Below are 19,179 nucleotides of genomic sequence, written 5' to 3' on the forward strand. Positions count from 1 at the left end.
GCGCGGCGCAATTTTCATCTTCCGGCACTGAATAAAGTTCGTCATGTCCGCTGCGCTTGTCATTCTTCTTGGTCTTCTCAGCCTTTGTCCCGCGATCATCGCTGTCGACGGGCCGGTCATTGCTTGTCTCATTCCTCTGATTGTCTCGTTCGGCCTCGTTGTTGTAGCGCTGAGACTGCCACAGGGCGAGGCGCAGCATGTTGCAACCGTGGTCTCTTGGCCTGTCATCCTCATCGCGATTTTTCCGGTCGTCTGGATGCTGATTCAGATTTTGCCGCTCCCGTTCCTGGAGAACCCGGTCTGGACGAGTGTCGCAGCCGGTTTTGGGCAAAGAGTTTTGGGAAGCGTCAGCGTCGACACGGGCGAAACAGCGATCGCGCTGGTGCGCTATCTCTCCATCGTTGGCGCCATCTTGCTGACGGCCTCGGTGACGATCAACCGGGAGCGGGCGGAACTTGTCTTGATCGGCACGACAGCGGCGACGGTCCTGATTTCCTTGGTCGTCATCGCCCATGATTTTTTCGATTTTGAATTTCTCGCCATCCGCGAGGAAGCGCTGGATTGTTCCTGCCTCGGCGTCGTCCTGGCGGCGGCCTGCGCGTCCCTGGTCTTTGAGCGGCGGGAAACCCGCCGATCCCATCCCACGCAGACCCGGAAAAAATTTCTCCTTTCGTCGCTGGCTTGCCTCGTGGCTTTCCTTATTTGCGCCGCCGCAATCGCACAAACCAGATCCGGCTCGCTGACGTTTGCGGCGGGCTCCGGCTTCCTGACATTCTGTGCCGTCGTTGCCATTCGCCGCTGGTCTCTCGGCCGTTTGGGAGCCGCCGCGATCGGTGTCACCGCGACGGTCATCGCGGTCGCTCTGGTGACAATCTCGGCGACCGACCCCGACCCACGCTTCGCTTTCGTCAAAAAGGAAGCCGCGGCTGTCGAGCTGACCCAGCGGATTCTCAACGACACCTCGTTTTTTGGTGACGGGGCGGGCAGCTTTAACGCGCTGTTGCCGATCTACAGGTCGCCTGACGCCGGCTCACTCGACTCCGAAGCCGTGACGGCGGCGGCAAAGCTATCGATCGAGATGGGCAAGGTCATGCTGTGGGTCGCTGTGATCGCAACTTCATTTGCGGTGTTTGCATTGTTGCGCGGCGCGGCCCGCCGCGGCCGTGACTCATTCTATGCGGCGGCGGCAGGAGCCAGCCTCGTCACACTGCTGAATCTTGCGTTCGTCAACGTCGGGCTTTTCGGCTCGGCTATTCTTGTCCTGGCCGCGGTCATTCTTGGGCTTGGGCTGACCCAGTCGCGCAGCCGTCTGACATCCTAAGGACTTCGCTCGGAAACCGGGACCCAAGCCTGTTTTGGCTTCCCGATGCAACGAATCCGAAATTTCGGGTGTTATGTTGAGTTAAATGAAGATTTTCAAAATCTTTCGGCGGCGACCTCAGGGTTAACGGAACGGCAATGATGCTGAAATTTACTGCGCCGGTCTGGCTTTCGCCGATTCAAGCTCTTTGCGGGTTCCTCCCCCTTTAAAGAAAGCAAAACCGATGGCATTCATTTCATCGAAGGCGCCCGTCGCCTCTTTCAAGACCGCGCTGTGCGCGGCCGCGATCCTTCTGATTTCAGGGCAGGGGCATGCCGACCCGGGTCCGGACGGTCCCTTCGTCGGCCTATCCGGCTACTGGTCCGGTAGCGGCACGATTACGATGAGGAATGGTGGCACCGAGCGAATTCGGTGCAGGGCGAGTTATGCGGTGAATGGAACCGGCAGGGCCATTCAGCAAAGTTTGCGCTGTGCGAGCGACAGTTACAAGCTGGAAATCAGCGCAAATGTCATGGCCCAGGGGGGAAGCATTTCAGGCTCATGGTCGGAAGCCACGCGAAACGCTCAGGGCAGTGTTTCCGGCCATGCCTCCGCCGGCGTGATCCACGCCATCGTGCAAGGTCCCGGTTTTTCGGCCGGCCTCGATATCGTCTCCCGCGGCGAGAGACAGACGGTCGGCATTAGGATTCAAGGCGACACAGAGGTTTCCGGCGTGTCGATTGCTCTGCGCAAAGGGTGAGCCGACGGCTGTCCTCGAGCAGAAAAGGCATGATGCTTTGACAAGGATTCCTCCATTACGAGCGAATCCTTATCGAGTGACGACTTGCGCGTTCGTTAGAGCGCTTCCCGATCAGATGGAATCATCTGATCGAAAAGGAATCGCTCAAGTTCAACGAGTGGAGCATGTTCTGATCGAAAAAGTCGGTCAACTTTTTCGGAACATGCCCTAGTGGGCGTGGCCTCTGCGCGCGGACCATTTGACGCCGAGCCCGTCGCTGACCCGCCGCAAGAACATCGCCGTCGGGCGCAAGATGCAGAGATCGGCGGTTAGCGCGGCCATCATGGAGAAAGCGCTCAGCCACCCGAACAGGCGAAGCGACGGCAGGTCGGAAAACACCGTGACCGCCAACCCGCAGGCCAGCACGATCGACGTCAGAATCAAAGCTGGGCCGACAAGGATGGTCGCGCGTTCGACGGCGATGCCCGGATCCTGATCGGGCCGGACCTCCAGGCGCAGCCGATTAAGGAAATGGATCGTTGCGCTTAAACCCAGCCCGAAGGAGACAATCAGGGCGACGACGCTGGCGAATTGAAGGCCCTGGCCCGTGACGCTCAAAAGGGCACCGGAGGCGACGATCGGGAAAATGCCAGGCAATATGGCCGCGAGCATCACGACGAGGGATCGGAAGGCGAGGCCGATAAAGGCCGCCACGAATAGAAATTCGAACGTCAATCCCCGGTTCAATTTCTCAATCATATTGGCGCTGTTGCGCGCAGCGATGGCGGCCAGCCCGGTCACCGAAATGCTGTAGCCTGGATGTTCGAGGCGGACCTTGTCGAGCGACTTGCCCAGCTCGTCGACGACCGGCAGCAGACGGCTTGCGTCGGCATCCGGGATTCGGCCGGAGACGACGACCGCGTCCTGGTCGGCGGAGATGAAGCGCCGTGTCAAATATTTCGGCAGCATATCCACGTATTGCCGCAAAGTGGACACATCGGGCTTGCCAGCTTCGACGAGCCAGCGGCGCAAAGTTTCGAGTGACCAGACATTGCCGACACCGGCTTGCTTTTCGAGGATGGAGTGTACCTCCGCGATGACCGCCAGCGTTTCAGGCGCAAGCAGCGATGCGCCTTTCGGGAGCTCGATCAGCACATCGATCGGATTGGCGCCCGTAAGCTTGGCATCGAGACGGCCGCTGGCGGCTACCGCCTGCTGTTTGTCGGGCACTTGATCGGCGAGCCGATACCTCGGCTCGAGGCTGGCGTAGACGATGCCGAGTCCGACCACCACGAGCAGCCCGAGCAGGCTGTAAATACCCGGATGCCGGACCATTCGGGCGGCGATGAATCCACAAAATCTGCGGAGCGCTTCAACCGCGAAATCCGAGCCGGCCATGGTGCTCGCAAAGCTCGCCTCGTGGCGTAAAAGAAGAATGCCGAGGAGCGGCATGAAAATAAGGACAGCGCCGAGGGCGATCAGCGTCGCGATCAGACCGGCTTCGCCGAAGCTGCGGATCAGCTCCGATTCGGAAAACAGCAAGGCCAGAAATGAAACGGCCGCGGTCGCGTGGGTCAGAACACAAGCCGGCCCGACAACCAAAATCGCATTGCGCAAGGCGTCGCGTTTGTTTTGGCCAGCGAGCAACCGATCGCGAGTCGCAAAGGTCAGCTGCATACTGTCGGAAAAGCTGATCACCATGATCAATGGTGTCATGACATTAAGGAACATGTTGAGGCGGAAATCGAGCCACCCCAGCGCCCCGAGGGCCAGCAATATGGCGATGAGCGGTGGGCCGGCCGCGATGATCATGAAAGACAGGCGGCGGAAGAAAAAGATCGCGATCAGGCATCCCGCAACAAAGCCGACGGCATTGTAGATCAGCCTGTCCCGTTCGACCGCATTGCGGATCTCGAGCTGCATCACAGGGACGCCGGAAAGCTCGGCTTTCAGATTTGCCCCGGCGAGGTCGTCCGCCATCGTCTTGCGGATTTCACCGACGACCTCGCTTAGATTGCGGCCCTCCACGACGGAAGGATCCAGCGCGAGGACGACGAGGGTAAGTTCGCCGTCCGTCGACAAGAGCTTGCCGCGGATGATCTCATTGTCGAGCACCCGTTTGACCATGGTGTCAAAGGCGGCGCCTTCAGGCAATTGATCTGGGAAGAGGGGAGCGGGAATGTCGCCGTCTTCCGGCGGTTGACGTGCCGAGAAAATCGAGATGATGCCGCGCGTGCCATCGACCAATTGGAGATCTGTCACGAGATCGCGCAGCTTTTCGATCGACCCCTGAGAGAGCAGCTTCTTGCCTTCGATCACCACGAGCACGTCAAATTCGCTCGATGGAAAACGCCGCGTCACCTCTTCATATTGGCGGAACTCGGGCGTGTCCGAACGGAATAATTGGCTAAGCGAATCGTCGACTTTGATTCTTGACAAGCCGAAGCCTGCGGCGATCGCAAGCCCGATCAAAATGAGAGCCATGGCCAGGGGAAACCGCAGGGATACCAAGCCGATGCGCTCGATTCCGAGAGCCAGGGCGTGCAGCTTTTGATCGCCAGGATCAGCCGACGGGGTTGCCGCGTCAGCTCTTTCGATTTTCAAACGACTCTCCGCACGCAATCCGCCGTGGCTTCATTAGAGGCTCGGCGTCACCGTGACCAGAGGTGGTCTGTAAAAAAGAAAGCAATTAGTTGAATGTGCGCAGAGTTACATTCGAAACTCGGTTGCGCGGCGGGGTTCCAGCGGCGGGCGGGGGCGAAGGGGTCCCCGGCATCCTCAATTCCCTTTGTCAGGCCCTCATCCTGTTCGGACCGCAAGAAATAGCGAGTCCGGCCGGCAGAGCCAGGGGCATTTCCCCTGGCGACGAGTTTGTTTAGTCGTGCGGCCGAAGCGCGCCGAGACAAAAATCCATCATTTGGTCCAGCGTCGGCTCGGGTTCCTTTTCATATTCCACCATGAGCCGCGGATGCCAAAAACGGATGCAGGCCGTATTGACCAAATGCGCCGTCAAAGCGGCATCTGCCTTCTGGAACTCGCCCTCGGCGATGCCGCCTGCGATGATTTGTTCCAAAAGTGCGGCCATGCGGCTGTTATGTTCGCGCATGATCGTCCAATTTTCCGTAATCGCCGCTTCAACGAGTTCATGCAGCTTACGGTCGTTCATATATTGCTTGTAATGGGTCTTTTCGACGGAACTCATCAAGTTCCGCAATTTCTGGGCTGCTGTTCCGCGAGCCGTGGCGATCTTTTCCGCTTCCGCTTCGACTCGGGCGAGCAGATGCATGCAGACGGCTTCATTGATCTCGGATTTTGCCGCAAAGAAACGATAGACATAAGAACGATAGACATTGGCCGGCGACATGTGCAGTTCGCGCGCGATGTCGGCAACCGTCGTCTTCTGAAATCCGATTTGCCGGAACAAACGCTCGGCGACATCGACGATCAGTTGATGCGTATCTTTTTCTTTCGATTTCCTTGCAGTCCGCATGTCTTCACAACCCCGCCGAGTATCGACAGAACTATGGTCGTCATGCGTAGCTGCCGCTTCTCCCAAATGGGTTGAGCGATCGATACCCTGTTCTTTAGCTTCTATTACAGTGCGCATGTTTATGTAATCCACCTTGATTCTGCTCTGCAATATGCACAGGCTCTGGCAACGGCGCTTCCCCCAAATGGGTTTAACGAGCAGTCGGCGCATAATTGTTGAGTAAGAAACGCATTCAACGGCAAAGGAATCGCGTGCCCGGGCCGGCCAATAGGAGGTAAATTGTGCCAGTCCCAGGCCTCCAAGGGCAATACTTGCGCTGTATTGTCGCATTCGGTGCTTAATAAAGCGCAAAAGCGCCGATCATCTGTGTCTAAGCCCTTCATCGGCATCCACTCTTTTAGGATCGTCGGACGCGAAAAGCTTTGTCGCGGCGAAGCCTGCCGGGCCTGCGCCCAGCCCTACCGGCGCCGGCATAGGGCCCTTGGATTTCGAACGTTTCGGGAGCAAGAACGATTCTCCAACGATTCTCCGCATTTTGAAATAGAAACGTCGAATTATGGCTCTAAAAAGGATGCTTTACCGCACGCTTCAGGTTGTATTGAAAGAGGCGTTGCGGCAGGGCACAGGCTTTTTCGCGGACTGAAGGGAAGGTCGTTGACCGGCCTGGACCGCGCCGTGCCGCGCAGCTACACCTTCGCGAACTTACCCTTTTGGCAGAAAGATACGAGCCCCATGGCGCGGCAATTCATTTATCACATGCAAGGCCTTACCAAGACCTATCCCGGCGGGAAAAAGGTTTTGGAAAACATCAATCTTTCCTTTTATCCCGATGCCAAGATCGGTGTGCTCGGTGTCAACGGAGCCGGTAAATCGACCCTTTTGCGGATCATGGCCGGGATCGACAAGGAGTTTACGGGCGACGGCTTTGTCGCCGAAGGCGCCAGGGTTGGCTATCTTCCCCAGGAACCCCAACTGGACGAACATCTCGACGTGCGCGGAAACGTCATGCTGGGCGTCGGGGCGAAAAAGGCGATCCTTGATCGCTACAATGATCTCGCGATGAATTATTCCGACGAGACCGCCGATGAAATGACCAAATTGCAGGACGAGATCGAGGCGCAGGGCCTTTGGGATCTCGACGCCCAGGTCGATCAGGCCATGGACGCCTTGGGCTGCCCTCCCGATGATTGGGCGGTTGCCAAGCTGTCCGGCGGTGAGCGCCGCCGCGTCGCGCTTTGCAAGCTGCTGCTCGAACAGCCCGAACTCTTGCTCCTCGACGAACCGACCAACCATCTCGACGCGGAAACGGTGAATTGGCTCGAAGGCCATTTGCGCAATTACCCCGGAGCAATCCTGATCGTCACCCATGACCGCTATTTCTTGGACAATGTCACCGGCTGGATCCTCGAACTCGATCGCGGGCGCGGCATCCCGTACGAAGGTAATTATTCGGCCTGGCTGAAGCAGAAACAGAAGCGCCTCATGCAAGAGGGCCGCGAGGACGAAGCGCGCCAGCGTCAGCTCGAAGCCGAATCCGAATGGATTGCGTCGAGCCCCAAGGCACGGCAAGCCAAATCCAAGGCGCGTATTCAGCGCTACGAGGATCTCGTCCAGAAACAGAACGACAGGGTGCCGACCGCCGCCCAGATCGTCATCCCCGTCGCCGAGCGCCTCGGCAATAATGTCATCGAGTTTTCGCATCTCGCAAAAGGGTTCGGCGACAAGCTTCTCATCGACGATCTCTCGTTCAAATTACCGCCCGGCGGCATTGTTGGCGTGATCGGACCGAATGGCGCCGGCAAGACCACTTTGTTTCGCATGATCATCGGTCAGGAAAAGCCGGATTCCGGCACCATCGAGGTCGGGGAGTCGGTCAAGCTCGGCTATGTCGATCAATCGCGCGATGCGCTCGATCCCAAGAAAAACATCTGGGAGGAAATCTCCGGCGGCAATGAAATGATCACCCTCGGCAAGCGCGAGGTGAATTCGCGCGCCTATACGTCCGCCTTCAATTTCAAGGGTTCCGACCAGCAAAAGAAAGTCGGCCAGCTGTCGGGCGGCGAGCGCAACCGCGTGCATCTCGCCAAAATGTTGAAATCGGGTGCCAATGTTTTGCTGCTCGACGAACCGACCAATGATCTCGACGTCGATACCTTACGCGCGCTCGAGGAAGCCTTGACCGATTTCGCCGGCTGCGCGGTCATCATCTCGCATGACCGCTTCTTTTTGGATCGCATCGCGACCCATATGCTGGCCTTCGAAGGCGACAGCCATGTCGAATGGTTTGAAGGCAACTTCGCCGATTACGAAGAGGATAAGAAACGCCGTTTGGGGATCGACAGCATCATCCCGCACCGGCTGAAATATAAGAAGTTTTCGAGGTGAGGGCTGGGTTAGTTTATTTGGTTCGCGTCGCGCCAAAACCGGCATTCGCTGGCGGCTCGGCGTATTTCTGATTTCGAGCTAAAGCTGCCCTAGCATTCCTATCCGTGGATCAGGCCTCATTAGACGCAGCCGAAATGGGTGATCAGCGTAGAGTCCGATTTCGGTAAACCCGCATCGCTTTGTTGTTGGTCGGGCCTTGAGTAGCGATACGACGGCCCATCTCACCAAACGTGATTGGGATGGTGGTCCTGGTTCTCGGATCTACTCGATAGCCCATGACGGTATCATGATTATCTTCTTTCAGAGTCTGCACTATCCTCGATGGCAGCTTACCGACATGGACCACTGACTCGGGTACACCATTTCCGCCGAATAAGGACACGGCTATAAAACCATTTCCTTCCTGATTGGCTGGCAGAACGGCCACCGTGTGCTGAAAGGCATCGCGCACATCTGCAGTTTTTCCTAGCGCCAACCGCAGAGCTCGATCCCACTCTCCCGCGATAAAGCCCCTGGGAAAGGGTTCCCGCCAATTCTCACGAGGGTTCATAACCATACCCCGGATGGAATCAGCGTCTGGCCCGAACGTCCACTCGGGCCCAAGTATGTTGTGACCAGCAGACAAGACAATCTTCAGAATGCCTCTCGTCCAACTCTCGTGGTTGAAATACTCGATGTTGAAATTTAGGCGATCAACAAGAGTCTGCTCGGACGCGCTCAAAAAATCAGCGAGCGACTCGATTAGCTTTCCCTCTTGCGAATATGCCTGCTCCCCTCTCTTTTTCATACCCCTCAGCATGCCTTCGAGGATCGGTGTTAGGCGTTCCCGCGGTCCAGACACAATCGTCGGTCCATGTTGGCCACCCTTCGGTCTGTTGACACTTGGGTCTAACCGAACATCCACCGTGCCGTCTGATTGAATTGTCATCATTCCTCTGAAGCCTTCGGGGCTCTGTCCGCGCCAGACGATGGGGGTGATCTGACCATTTTGGCTCCTAAGTTGAAGCTCATGGCGTTTAATGGCGATTGGAAGGGTGTTCGCGAATGGCGCGTCGACCTCTGAGCCAAGATCATTGTTGGCTCGCCTCGACACATCTAGCGTTTGAAGGCCGTTTGAGCCGCCGATCGACCAAGGAATTATGTGCTCGACCGATGTAGTATCGTCATCCTCAGGCTTATTGGAGTTAAGCGTAACCTTCCGATAGATGCATTTCGCCATCTTTCCTCGCTTATATCTAAAGGCTGCGCACGTAGCACAACGTCAACCTTTCGGCGAAATCAACGTTTCAGAGGACCGCCCGCAGTACGGCCGCTTTCACTCGACTCGACCATTCGAATGGTTAAGCCGCAATGGGCGCTTTGTTTCAAATGCAGCCGTTCCCGACTGTGCAAGATCCAACCGCTTAAAGTACCAAATTTCCGCGCGATCCTACTTATCCAAAGCCCGCCAGCTGTACGACGCCTTAAGTACTCGGTCCCCCAGAATCGGACAAAAATGTTTCACGTGAAACATTTTGGTAAGATCGCCGCTATTACAAAGCTTTAGCTAGTCTTCCGCCACGAACCGAAATGCCGCCCGCGCGTTATGAGGGACACTTCGCATCAGGGTGGAAAGACCTCTCGTGGCCAATCCAACACAAGTTTGTGTTCACAGCCTGCCCCCTCAATTCAAAATCTCAGCGAAATCGTACGGTTACGTGGCCATGCTTGTTTTGTGGGGCCGCTCGGCTTGCCCGGCGGACCCGCCCTCGTCTTGCAATCTAGCGGTTGTGTTTGATTGCTAAGTTTCGGCTAAAATAGGCAGCGGCTGGTCCCACCGAGGTTCGGCGTAGGAGTCCAATATGGCGCAACCCATGGTTTCTTCCTCACCGGCCATGCGAGGGGAGTCCGTATCCCTCGGCGATCGCCTTTTCGAAACCCGGCAGCTGACGCTGGACCTCGTGCAGGGGCTCAGTGCCGAAGACATGACCGTTCAAGCCATGGATGATGCCAGCCCGACGAAATGGCATCTCGCGCATACGAATTGGTTCTTCGAAAATTTCGTCCTGGCGATCCATCGCGAGGGCTATGCGTTCTTCGACGAGACCTTCAACTATTGCTTCAATTCCTATTATGAGACGCTTGGGGCACGCCAGCCGCGCGGCAAACGTGGACTTCTGACGCGGCCCTCGTGCGAGCTTGTGTTTGCTTACCGCGAACATGTCGATCGGCAGCTTGAAGAGCTTGTCGGGCGCGAGATCGAGCCGGGGTCGGAACTCGCGCGCGTCATCGAGGTCGGCATCAATCATGAGCAGCAGCATCAGGAACTGCTGCTCACCGATATTTTGGCTCTTTTTGCCGCAAATCCATTGCGTCCGGCGTATCGGGCGTCCCGCCCGCGCGTGGATCAGGGTGAGCCGGAAGCGCTTCGTTGGATCGAATATACGGGCGGACTCCATGAAATGGGGCACGCCGGGAATGGCTTTGCGTGGGACAATGAGACACCGCGACATCGCGAATTGATCCATCCGTTCAAGATCGCCGATCGGCTGATCACCAATGCGGAATGGCTTAATTTCATCGAAGACGGAGGCTATCGGAATTTCAGCCTTTGGCTTGCCGATGGCTGGACAATGGTCAATCGGGAAGGCTGGAACGCGCCGCTCTATTGGGAAGAGCGGGAGGGGCAATGGCTCGCAATGTCGCTCGAAGGCCTGCGGCCGCTCGATCGTGCCGCTCCCGTTGCGCATGTGAGCTATTATGAAGCCGATGCCTTCGCGCGCTGGGCTGGCCGGCGGCTTCCAACCGAATTCGAATGGGAGCTTGCGGCCAAGGATGTTCCGGCAAGCGGTAACACGCTGGCCTCCAAGGCTCTGCGGCCCCTGCCGGCAGGATCGGGATCAGACGGTCGGCCGCGTCAATTGTTCGGCGACGTCTGGGAATGGACGGGGAACGCCTATCTGCCCTATCCAGGCTATCGCGCGGCCCTCGGGGCGCTGGGTGAATATAACGGCAAGTTCATGGTCAGCCAGCAGGTCTTGCGCGGCGGCTCCTGCGCGACGCCGGAAGGTCATGCGCGCGCGACCTATCGCAATTTCTTTTATCCTCATCAGCGCTGGCAGTTCATGGGCCTGCGCCTTGCCTCGGAGATCGCTTGATGTCGACGATCAATAAGGTTCTCCGCGCCACGGACGCTGTTCCCGGGCCCGATGACGAGTTCGCGGCGGGCGTGATCGAGGGTCTTTCGCGCCCGCACAAGAGCCTGCCGTGCCGGTTTTTTTACGATGCGCGGGGCAGCGAATTGTTTGAGCAGATTACCGGTCTGCCCGAATATTATCCGACCCGCACCGAGGTTGCCATTCTCGAGTCCCAAATGTCCAACATCGTCGCGGACATTTGCGACGGCGCGGTGCTCGTCGAGTTTGGCTCCGGTTCGAGCCGCAAGACGGAAATCCTGCTCTCCAGCCTGCCGCAATTGCGTGCCTATGTGCCAATCGATGTATCGGCCAGCGCTCTCAGCGATGCGAAACAGCGTCTGTTGGAGCGCTTCCCATCGCTCGACATACGCCTCGTCATCGGCGATTTTTCAAACCCGGTCGCTTTTCCGAGCGACCTCACTGATGCTCCCAAGACGGGTTTTTTTCCCGGATCCACCATCGGCAATCTGAATGCGCTCGCAGCGGGCCGGCTCCTTTCCACCATGCGCGATGTGTTATCGCCCGGTGGCCGCCTCATCGTTGGGGTCGACCTGAAGAAGGACGCCCGCAAGCTTGTCTGCGCCTATAATGACGCGGCCGGCGTCACCGCCGCGTTCAATCTCAATTTGTTGACGCGGATCAACCGCGAGCTCGAAGGTTCATTTGATCTCGACGGCTTTCGGCACAAGGCCATCTACGACCCGCGCGAGGGGCGGGTCGAGATGCATCTTGTCAGCGTGAGGGATCAAATGGTGAGCGTTCTCGGCCAATGGTTCAAATTTTTTGCCGGCGAAACCATTCACACCGAAAATTCCTACAAATATTCCGTCCATCAATTTCAGGAGCTCGCCCGTTCGGCGGGTTGGAACCCCGCACAAGTTTGGATCGACGACGATAATCTTTTCAGCGTGCATGAATTGATTTCCGGTTCGCGGCCTTAAGCGGAATGCTTGATCTCTGGTGGGGACGGCGGTTGGCCCCGCGCTTGCGAACCAAATCCACACACTTGCTAAAGGGAAGGGCAGATGCCGCTGAATTTCGTCATTCTCTACGGCTCGGTCCGGCCCGAACGACAAGGGATCAGGGTTGCACGCTTTATCGATGGCCAGATCCGCGGCCGCGGACATTCGACCACCTTGATCGATCCCATGATCTACCGCCTGCCGCTGCTGGAACGCATGTACAAGGAATACAAGGGCGCCGCGCCGGCCCCGCTCGAAGAACTTGCGGGCCTCTACCGGAAGGCAGACGGTTTCGTGATCGTGAGCGGCGAGTATAACCACGGCATTCCACCGGCGCTGAAGAACCTGCTCGACCATTTTCTCGAAGAATATTTTTGGCGGCCATCCGCGATTGTCTGCTATTCCGCCGGCATGTTTGGCGGGGTCCGCGCGGCGATGCAGCTGCGGGCCACGCTGAGCGAACTTGGCATGCCGAGCATTCCTTCGCTCTTGCCGTTTGGCCGCGTCGGAACCACCTTCACCGAAGACGGCGTATTGCAAGATCCTTCGGCGTTTGCATCCGCAACGGCTCGCTTTCTAAGCGAGCTGGAGTGGTATGCGCGCGCGTTTCAGGCCGAACGCGCGAAGGGCACGCCCTATTAGCGCGCTCTCGGCCCATTGGCTGCGCAATCAGTCGACGTAGCCGTATTTGGCGTAATATTTCTGGTGGTACGTATTGCCGTGATAGCGCTCGTAACGGCTCTGGGCGGAAGTATCCACCTTGTTGAGCACCACACCCAGGAGGCGGTCCGAAATATTTCCAGCCTCCGCCAGGCCGCGTTCGATAATTTCGACCTTCGTCTTTCCCCATTCAATGACATAGACATAGGTGTCGATGAAATGGCCGGTCGCGCGCACATCCACGATCGGAGCAACAGGCGAAAGATCGACAATGATGTAGTCATACCTCAATCGCAAAAGGTCGAAGACCTTCTTCATGGCAGCCGAGGCGAGAATTTCATTGGTATGCGGAAGGCGTGAAGTCGGTCCGGCCGGCAGAAAATGCAAATTCGTGAAGGGGATCATGGTGATTGCGTCTTCGAGCGGAATATTGCCCATGACGACACCGATCGATCCCAGGGCGTCTGGAGCAAATTTTTGGCTCAAGGTCGGGTTGCGCAGATCGGCATCGACCAAAATCACGCTTCCCCCCGCATCGGCAACAAGATGGGCGAGATTGCAGGCGATCGTGGACTTGCCTTCATTTGGCAGTGTCGATGTCATGCCGATGATCTTTGTCGACTTCAAAACCCCGCTGAGATCGGCGGCGATCTTCACCGACCGGATGGCTTCGGCATAACGGGAAAACGGGGCATCGACCACATATCGAAGCCAATCCGGGTTCGCCGTCTGCAGTCTCGGATTGGGTCTGCCGCGTTGCGCCTCATCGCTTCTGTTGGTGGTTCGTGGGGTGGGGGGTCTTAATACGGGGACCATGGCTAAACAGTCGACTTGCAGCACCTCCTCCACTTGGTCGGTCGTGCGCAAGGTGCCATCCGAAGCCTCGCGAAGGTAAGCGACACCAAAGCTCAGCAGCGCGCCGCTGACGATGGTGACGAGCAGGACAATCGTCAGTCTGGGCGCGCTCTTCTTCAAAGGCCGCATCGCGGGACTGATCAGGCGGGCTTCGCTGATCGGTACGGTTTGCTGCTGGACCGCCTCCATGTACCGCTGGAGAAAGCTGTCATAAAGGGTGCGGGAGGTTTCGGCGTTGCTTTCCAGTTCGCGAAGCTGAATTTGAGCCTGACCGGTCGTCTGTGAAATGCTTACGACATTGGCGAGACTGTTTTCGAAACTCTTCTCCCTTGTGCGGGCGATTTCATAATCGCTCTTGTAGCTTTCGGCGATCTTCCGCATTTCATCCTTGATGCTTCGCCGCAGTTCCTGCATTTGCGTGCGGAGATTGATGGCCGCCAGATGGTTCTCGCCATAGCGCTTCGCCCAGATTGCTTCACGTTGGGCAATTTCGAGATACTGGCCCCTCAATTTGATGATCACTTCGCTTTTTAAAGCGTCTGCCATCGATGCATCGCCGACGTCCTGGTCCATGACGGTCGTGATGCGATCGAGACGGGCCTTGGCTTCCGCGGTCGCCGCGCGGGCCAGGATGAGCTGGCTGTTGACCTCGGCCAGCTGCTGTTCGCTCATCAACCTTCCGCCGCCGGCATCGACGATATTGTTCTTGCTTTTGAAATCGACGACGGCGCGCTCGGCCGCGGTCGCCTGGGTGCGCAGCTCGGAGATGCGTTCCTGCAGCCACCGGCTCGCCCGGCGCGCGGCCTGATATTTGGAGTTCAATTGATCGTCGATATAGGCGTCGGCCAAAGTGTTGACGATCAGCGCGGCCTTGGCTGCATCCTGCGAGGTGAACCCAATATTCATGACATAGGTCAGACCAAGCCGGCTGACCGTGCGCTGCCTGTTGAACTTGAGCAAAGCCGCGCTTTCGCGCTCAAACTCAGTCTCCGATTCCTGCTTACTGAACAGCTTCGTTGCGAATGACACCGTCGCGCCAATCAGCCCCTTCGAGGGGCCGACGAATTCAGGGTCTTCGGTCAGATGCAGTTTTCGGATGACCGCGAGGCTTATGCTGTCTGATTTGAGAACTTCGACTTCCGTTTGGACGGTCGCGGTGTCGACATCGACGTTGCTCAGAACCGATTCTTGCTGGAACAGTTGAACCTTACGCTTGTCGATGACGATTGTTCCGTCAGCCGTAAAGCTCGCCGGGGTGATGAAATAGTAAAGGAACCCCAGCGCGAGGCAGCAGAGAAAAATCAAACTCACGAGAGGGCGTTGCCGCTTAAGAATTTTGAGTGAATTATTTAAGGAATGGAGGAAAGGCTTATCTGGCTGCCCTGAACCGTCGTCTGAATGAGGGGAGCGCTTGTTAATCTGCAGCATCTTTTTCGGTCACCATAGGTCTGGATTAAAAGCTTGCCGCGGCGATCCCGGTCACGTCATGACCCAGTTAACGATAAGCTTAAGCGATAAACTGCTCATAATTATGGCCCAGCTCTCGACCGGGGCAGTATCCGCCAGGCTCTGCATACACCCCGGGAAATCGGGGCATGCACGCAGTTTAGCACAGTCCGGGAGCCCAACGGATGAACTGAATACAGCCCTCTCTCGGTTCTTCGCTCATTGCCGCGACACTCACGTTCGCTGACGAATACTGCAGAGGTTTTGACCCTTCCATTGGCGCTAGCCAAGGGGTCAACTGAGCGAGCAGTACCAGACAAAGCCTTATTCAACAATACAGACAAAGTGTTATTAAATGACACAAGACACGCGGAACGGCCCGGCGTCTGCCCATCAGTGCGCGTGACAGATCCGAGGTCCCTTGGCCGAAACCGGCCCATGCGACGGCAGAATCAATTGTCTGGGCCAAAGGCGGCAGGTTCAATACCGCGCGCTGACGGGCGTGTCGCAGATATAGACCTCGACAAGGCGAGGGCCTGTCGGCGTATCAAGTTGCTGAACCGCGAAACAATCCAGGTTCGGCCGATGATAAATGTACCCATAGGGGTACGGAGCGCCAAAGAACGGCATGCCCTCAACGGTCCCGACGGGCCTGGCGTCGGCGGCAACCGGAAGGGCCATAATGCCCAGGCACGCGCCGTAGGTCGCCGCACGAAGCTTCCTGAACATCATTTCAGAATTCCAGTATTTCGAGAGTAATTCCCATTATATATGCCATGAATCAGGTTACCGAACAAGCTGGTCCGAGACCTGCGGAAGTGCGCTGTGATCTTATCGCCACAGTCGGGAGAAAGGACGTCGCCTTTCCATCGGCGCCGCGTGCGCTGATCGTTTGCGGATTTGAACCGGCCGAGACCGCATCGGAGCCAATAGTCAGGTTGTTAGCATGGGGGCGTTCCAATGACCGGCGCCGGGACCGACCGAACCAAGCCCAGTCATGAAGGGGGCCCGGCGATCATTCTGGTGCGTCCGCAACTTGCGGTAAATATCGGAATGTGCGCGCGGGCGATGGCCAATTTCGGCCTAGTCGACCTGCGTCTCGTAGCGCCCAAGGGGGGCTGGCCGCGGACCGGCGTTTTGCGAAAAGGGGCACATGCCGCGGCTGCGGGCGCCGTGCATTTGCTCGAAGCCGCTTCCCTGTTCGAAACCCTTGACGAAGCCGTTGCCGATCTCAATTTCGTTTGGGCAACCACGGCGCGCGAGCGAGGCCAACACAAGCGAATTCTCACGCCCGCGGAAGCCATGCCGGAATCCGCCGGGAAAATCGCGTTGGGCGAAAAACACGGCGTATTGTTTGGCCCCGAACGCACCGGGCTCACAAATGACGACGTCGCATTGGCCAATGCGATCATAACGTTTCCAGTGAACCCGGCTTACGCGTCGCTCAATCTGGCGCAGGCTGTGCTCCTCGTCGGCTATGAGTGGATGCGTGCGGCAACAGACGCTGCGGCTCCCTTCGCCGTTTCTCAAGGCTCGCCGGCCGCGCCCTTATTAATGGTGTTATCTTTTTTCGATTATCTGGAATCGGAGCTTGAACGCGCGGGGTTCTTCCGGCCCATCGGTAAGCAACCGGTGATGCGGCGGAATCTGCGCAACATCTTTCACCGGATGCAACTAAATGAACAGGACGTCCGGACGCTTCGTGGAATGGTTGTGCGCCTGGTCGAAGGTCGGCGCGATGGATCGGCGTCGGAGACCGAGCCCGAACAAGTGACCGGCGACAAAGGCTGAGTTTTGCCGTTTTGATTGGCCGAATGGCCAAACAAAGGACATGAAAGTTATTAATTATCATTTGTCGAAATTTGATACTTTGCTATTGTTAAGCCGATTACAGCGAGGCACCTATGGCTGCCGGATATATCTACGTATTGGCGAACGGTTCATTGCCCGGGCTGGTGAACGTGGGGATGACAACCACGCCTCTGCCCGATGGACCCAATGAGTTGTCGGTGGAAGGCAAGCTGATAACGCCATTCAAGGTCGTATTCGAAGATCATTTCGACAATGGCCGCGCTGCCGAGGCGGTTATCCATTCGGCGCTGACAAATAAAGGTCTGCGCGTCTCCAACACGAAACAGTTTTTTCGAACCTCGGTATCCGATGTCTTAAAAACCATCGCTTCGATCAGCCCGCCCTTGAAGCTGTGTGGCTCGCGCGCCGGCGCGGACGTGCTCAGCACCGAGTCTGACGATGGCGTCGGCGATCTGTTGGAGAGAGATCGCCTTGGCAAAGATACACTGATCGCCTTGGACTATTACAAGAAAGGTGCGCAGCGCGGGTACAGCGTTTGTTACGCAGAGATGGCAAAGGTCTTTATAGATGCGCGCCACACGGCAAACGCCAGAAAATCGTTTTTTCGATTTGTGGAGTGCAGCAAGGTTAGCAGGCAACGGTCGAAACCCCCGCGCTTCGTGAACGAAGTGTTGTGGGCTTTGCTCAAATGGGACCTGTCCACTACGGATGCCGATCGCCGGCTCAATGAGCCGATCCTTGAATATTCAAAGGAACTGATCACCCAGGCCGAGCACAATGTCGACAGCTACCATGTGTGGACTCTGCCTGGAAAACCATCTTAAAAGACCGCCATGGCCTCGATGCGCTGAGCGGTTTCCGCGCATATTCTAAAGATTCATTCCTTCAACGACGACAAGGGCCGCGCGACCGCTTCCAATGGCTTGCGCTCCGCCGCGATGCCCCAGAACAACTCGACGACGGCGGCCAGACCCATGAGCGCTGAAGCCAGCAGATAGCCGTTGAAAACACTGGCCCGTGAGCCGGTTGCAATCAGCCTCCCAAACAGCAATGGCGCGCCCACTCCGCCGACCGCCGTTCCCGCCGCGTAAAAAAAGGCTATGGCGAGCGCGCGCATTTCGACGGGGAAGATTTCAGACGCCGTCAAATAGGCGGCTCCGGCCGCCGAGGATGCAAAAAAGAAGATGACCGACCAGGCGATCGTCTGCTGCGTGGCATCGAGGAGATGATGCATAAACGCCCAGCCGCTTGCAGCAAGCAGCAAACCCGAAATTGCATAGGTAAAGACGATCATTCGCTTGCGGCCGATGGAGTCGAACAACGGGCCAAGCACCAATGGCCCAAGCACATTGCCAAGCGCGAAAGGAAGAATGTACCAGCCCACATTGAAGGACGGGACATCATAGAAATTCGTGAGGATCAGCGCATAGGTGAAAAAGATCGCATTATAAAAAAAGGCTTGGGCCATCATGAGGGTCAGCGCGAGAAAGGTTCGGATTCTCAAAGTGACGAAAAGCGTTTGAAAGACCTCCCGCAGCGGCGTGTGCGTGCGTGGACGCAAGCGCATGGGAGCGAGGATCGATTGATCCGGCAAATTTGTTCCATGCAGGCGAAATCCGGCCTCGATGTCATCGACCACTTTTTCCGCTTCCAGTTCCCTGCCGTGAATGACGAGCCAGCGTGGACTTTCAGGGATCCAGGTTCGGAGAAAAAGGATGACGAGGCCGAGGGCTGCCCCAATAAAAAAAGCAAGACGCCAGCCGATGTCGGGATCAAACCGGGTCGGATCGAGGACGTAAATCGAAGCCGCCGCCCCAAGCGCGCCGCCGATCCAGAAGGAACCGTTGATCGCAAGATCGGTCCATCCGCGATAGCGCGCCGGGATCATTTCCTGAATGGTCGAGTTGACCGCGCTGTATTCGCCACCGATTCCGGCGCCGGTCAACATTCGGAAAAGGCAAAAGCTTTCCAAATTCCAGGCAAATGCCGTCGCGGTCGAGGAGACAAGGTAGAGGCCCAATGTGATGAAGAACAGCAGCCTGCGGCCCAACCGATCGGTCATCCATCCAAAGACAAGCGCGCCAATCACCGCTCCCGCCAAGTAAAAGCTCGAGGCCAGGCCAATGTCGGTCGCGGTAAAATGGAGGACTGGGCTGGCTTCGAGCGCGCCAGCGACGGATCCTGCAAGCGTGACTTCAAGACCGTCGAGCACCCAGGTGATTCCGAGCGCGACCACCACCAGCGTATGAAATCTGCCCCAGGGGAGGCGGTCGAGACGCGCCGGAACACGGGTTTCGAGAATCTCGCCCTTCATGACCGTCCTTCACCACTCGTCCGATCGCATGTTAATAAGC

Annotated in this window: 14 protein-coding genes; 8 read left to right on the plus strand and 6 right to left on the minus strand. The window is 57.3% G+C overall.

Translation table 11 applies throughout. The features are described 5' to 3' along the window. The first annotated feature begins 43 nt into the window (after nt 1-43). Nucleotides 44-1,321, plus strand: coding sequence for a hypothetical protein (locus tag CU048_14755; protein ID QBR72330.1), 1,278 nt, complete (start codon nt 44-46; stop codon nt 1,319-1,321). 286 nt (nt 1,322-1,607) lie between these two features. After that, on the plus strand, nt 1,608-2,060 hold the full coding sequence (locus CU048_14760; GenBank protein ID QBR72964.1) for a hypothetical protein: 453 nt from the start codon (nt 1,608-1,610) through the stop codon (nt 2,058-2,060). A gap of 207 nt (nt 2,061-2,267) precedes the next feature. Here CU048_14760 and CU048_14765 read toward each other — a convergent pair whose 3' ends face one another. Both CU048_14765 and CU048_14770 read right to left on the minus strand, forming a co-directional pair. Beyond that, nucleotides 2,268-4,523, minus strand: coding sequence for an RND transporter (locus CU048_14765; protein QBR72965.1), 2,256 nt, complete (start codon nt 4,521-4,523; stop codon nt 2,268-2,270). A gap of 391 nt (nt 4,524-4,914) precedes the next feature. Continuing rightward, nucleotides 4,915-5,529 (minus strand): TetR family transcriptional regulator, encoded by a 615-nt coding sequence (locus tag CU048_14770; GenBank protein QBR72331.1) that lies wholly within the window; start codon nt 5,527-5,529, stop codon nt 4,915-4,917. Between the two features lie 732 nt (nt 5,530-6,261). Between CU048_14770 and CU048_14775 the strand changes: the two genes are divergently transcribed. Then, nucleotides 6,262-7,914, plus strand: a complete 1,653-nt coding sequence (locus CU048_14775) for an energy-dependent translational throttle protein EttA (GenBank protein QBR72332.1) — start codon at nt 6,262-6,264, stop codon at nt 7,912-7,914. A 142-nt stretch (nt 7,915-8,056) separates the two neighbouring features. On the opposite strand, the gene CU048_14780 is transcribed toward CU048_14775, so the two are convergent. Further along, nucleotides 8,057-9,133, minus strand: a complete 1,077-nt coding sequence (locus CU048_14780) for a hypothetical protein (GenBank protein ID QBR72333.1) — start codon at nt 9,131-9,133, stop codon at nt 8,057-8,059. Nucleotides 9,134-9,755: 622 nt separating this feature from the next. On the opposite strand from CU048_14780, the gene CU048_14785 reads away from it, so the two are divergent. From CU048_14785 to CU048_14795, 3 genes are all read left to right on the plus strand, one after another. After that, nucleotides 9,756-11,051, plus strand: coding sequence for an ergothioneine biosynthesis protein EgtB (locus tag CU048_14785; protein QBR72334.1), 1,296 nt, complete (start codon nt 9,756-9,758; stop codon nt 11,049-11,051). Next, the gene (gene egtD / locus CU048_14790) at nt 11,051-12,031 is read left to right on the plus strand and encodes an L-histidine N(alpha)-methyltransferase (GenBank protein ID QBR72335.1); all 981 of its coding nucleotides are present in this window, start codon (nt 11,051-11,053) and stop codon (nt 12,029-12,031) included. The genes CU048_14785 and egtD overlap by 1 nt, the downstream gene beginning before the upstream one ends. Nucleotides 12,032-12,115: 84 nt before the next feature. Further along, nucleotides 12,116-12,694, plus strand: a complete 579-nt coding sequence (locus CU048_14795) for an NADPH-dependent FMN reductase (GenBank protein ID QBR72336.1) — start codon at nt 12,116-12,118, stop codon at nt 12,692-12,694. Nucleotides 12,695-12,721: 27 nt separating this feature from the next. On the opposite strand, the gene CU048_14800 is transcribed toward CU048_14795, so the two are convergent. Together CU048_14800 and CU048_14805 are read right to left on the minus strand one after the other, a co-directional pair. Then, nucleotides 12,722-14,995, minus strand: a complete 2,274-nt coding sequence (locus CU048_14800; protein QBR72337.1) for an exopolysaccharide biosynthesis protein — start codon at nt 14,993-14,995, stop codon at nt 12,722-12,724. Between the two features lie 498 nt (nt 14,996-15,493). Next, a complete protein-coding gene (locus tag CU048_14805) occupies nt 15,494-15,745 on the minus strand; it encodes a hypothetical protein (protein ID QBR72338.1) in 252 nt (83 codons plus the stop codon). A 228-nt stretch (nt 15,746-15,973) separates the two neighbouring features. On the opposite strand from CU048_14805, the gene CU048_14810 reads away from it, so the two are divergent. Continuing rightward, nucleotides 15,974-16,804: an RNA methyltransferase gene (locus tag CU048_14810; protein ID QBR72339.1), complete on the plus strand. Its 831-nt coding sequence runs from the start codon at nt 15,974-15,976 to the stop codon at nt 16,802-16,804. Nucleotides 16,805-16,917: 113 nt separating this feature from the next. Next, nucleotides 16,918-17,649 carry a hypothetical protein gene (locus CU048_14815; GenBank protein QBR72340.1) on the plus strand — a complete coding sequence of 244 codons (732 nt, stop codon included), beginning with the start codon at nt 16,918-16,920 and terminating at the stop codon, nt 17,647-17,649. Between the two features lie 53 nt (nt 17,650-17,702). Here the strand turns inward: CU048_14815 and CU048_14820 are convergent, their stop codons facing one another. After that, entirely contained in the window at nt 17,703-19,139 is a 1,437-nt protein-coding gene (locus tag CU048_14820) for an MFS transporter (protein QBR72341.1), read from the minus strand. Nucleotides 19,140-19,179: the final 40 nt, after the last annotated feature.

Source organism: Beijerinckiaceae bacterium (genome assembly GCA_004564215.1).
GTDB lineage: Bacteria > Pseudomonadota > Alphaproteobacteria > Rhizobiales > Beijerinckiaceae > Methylocapsa.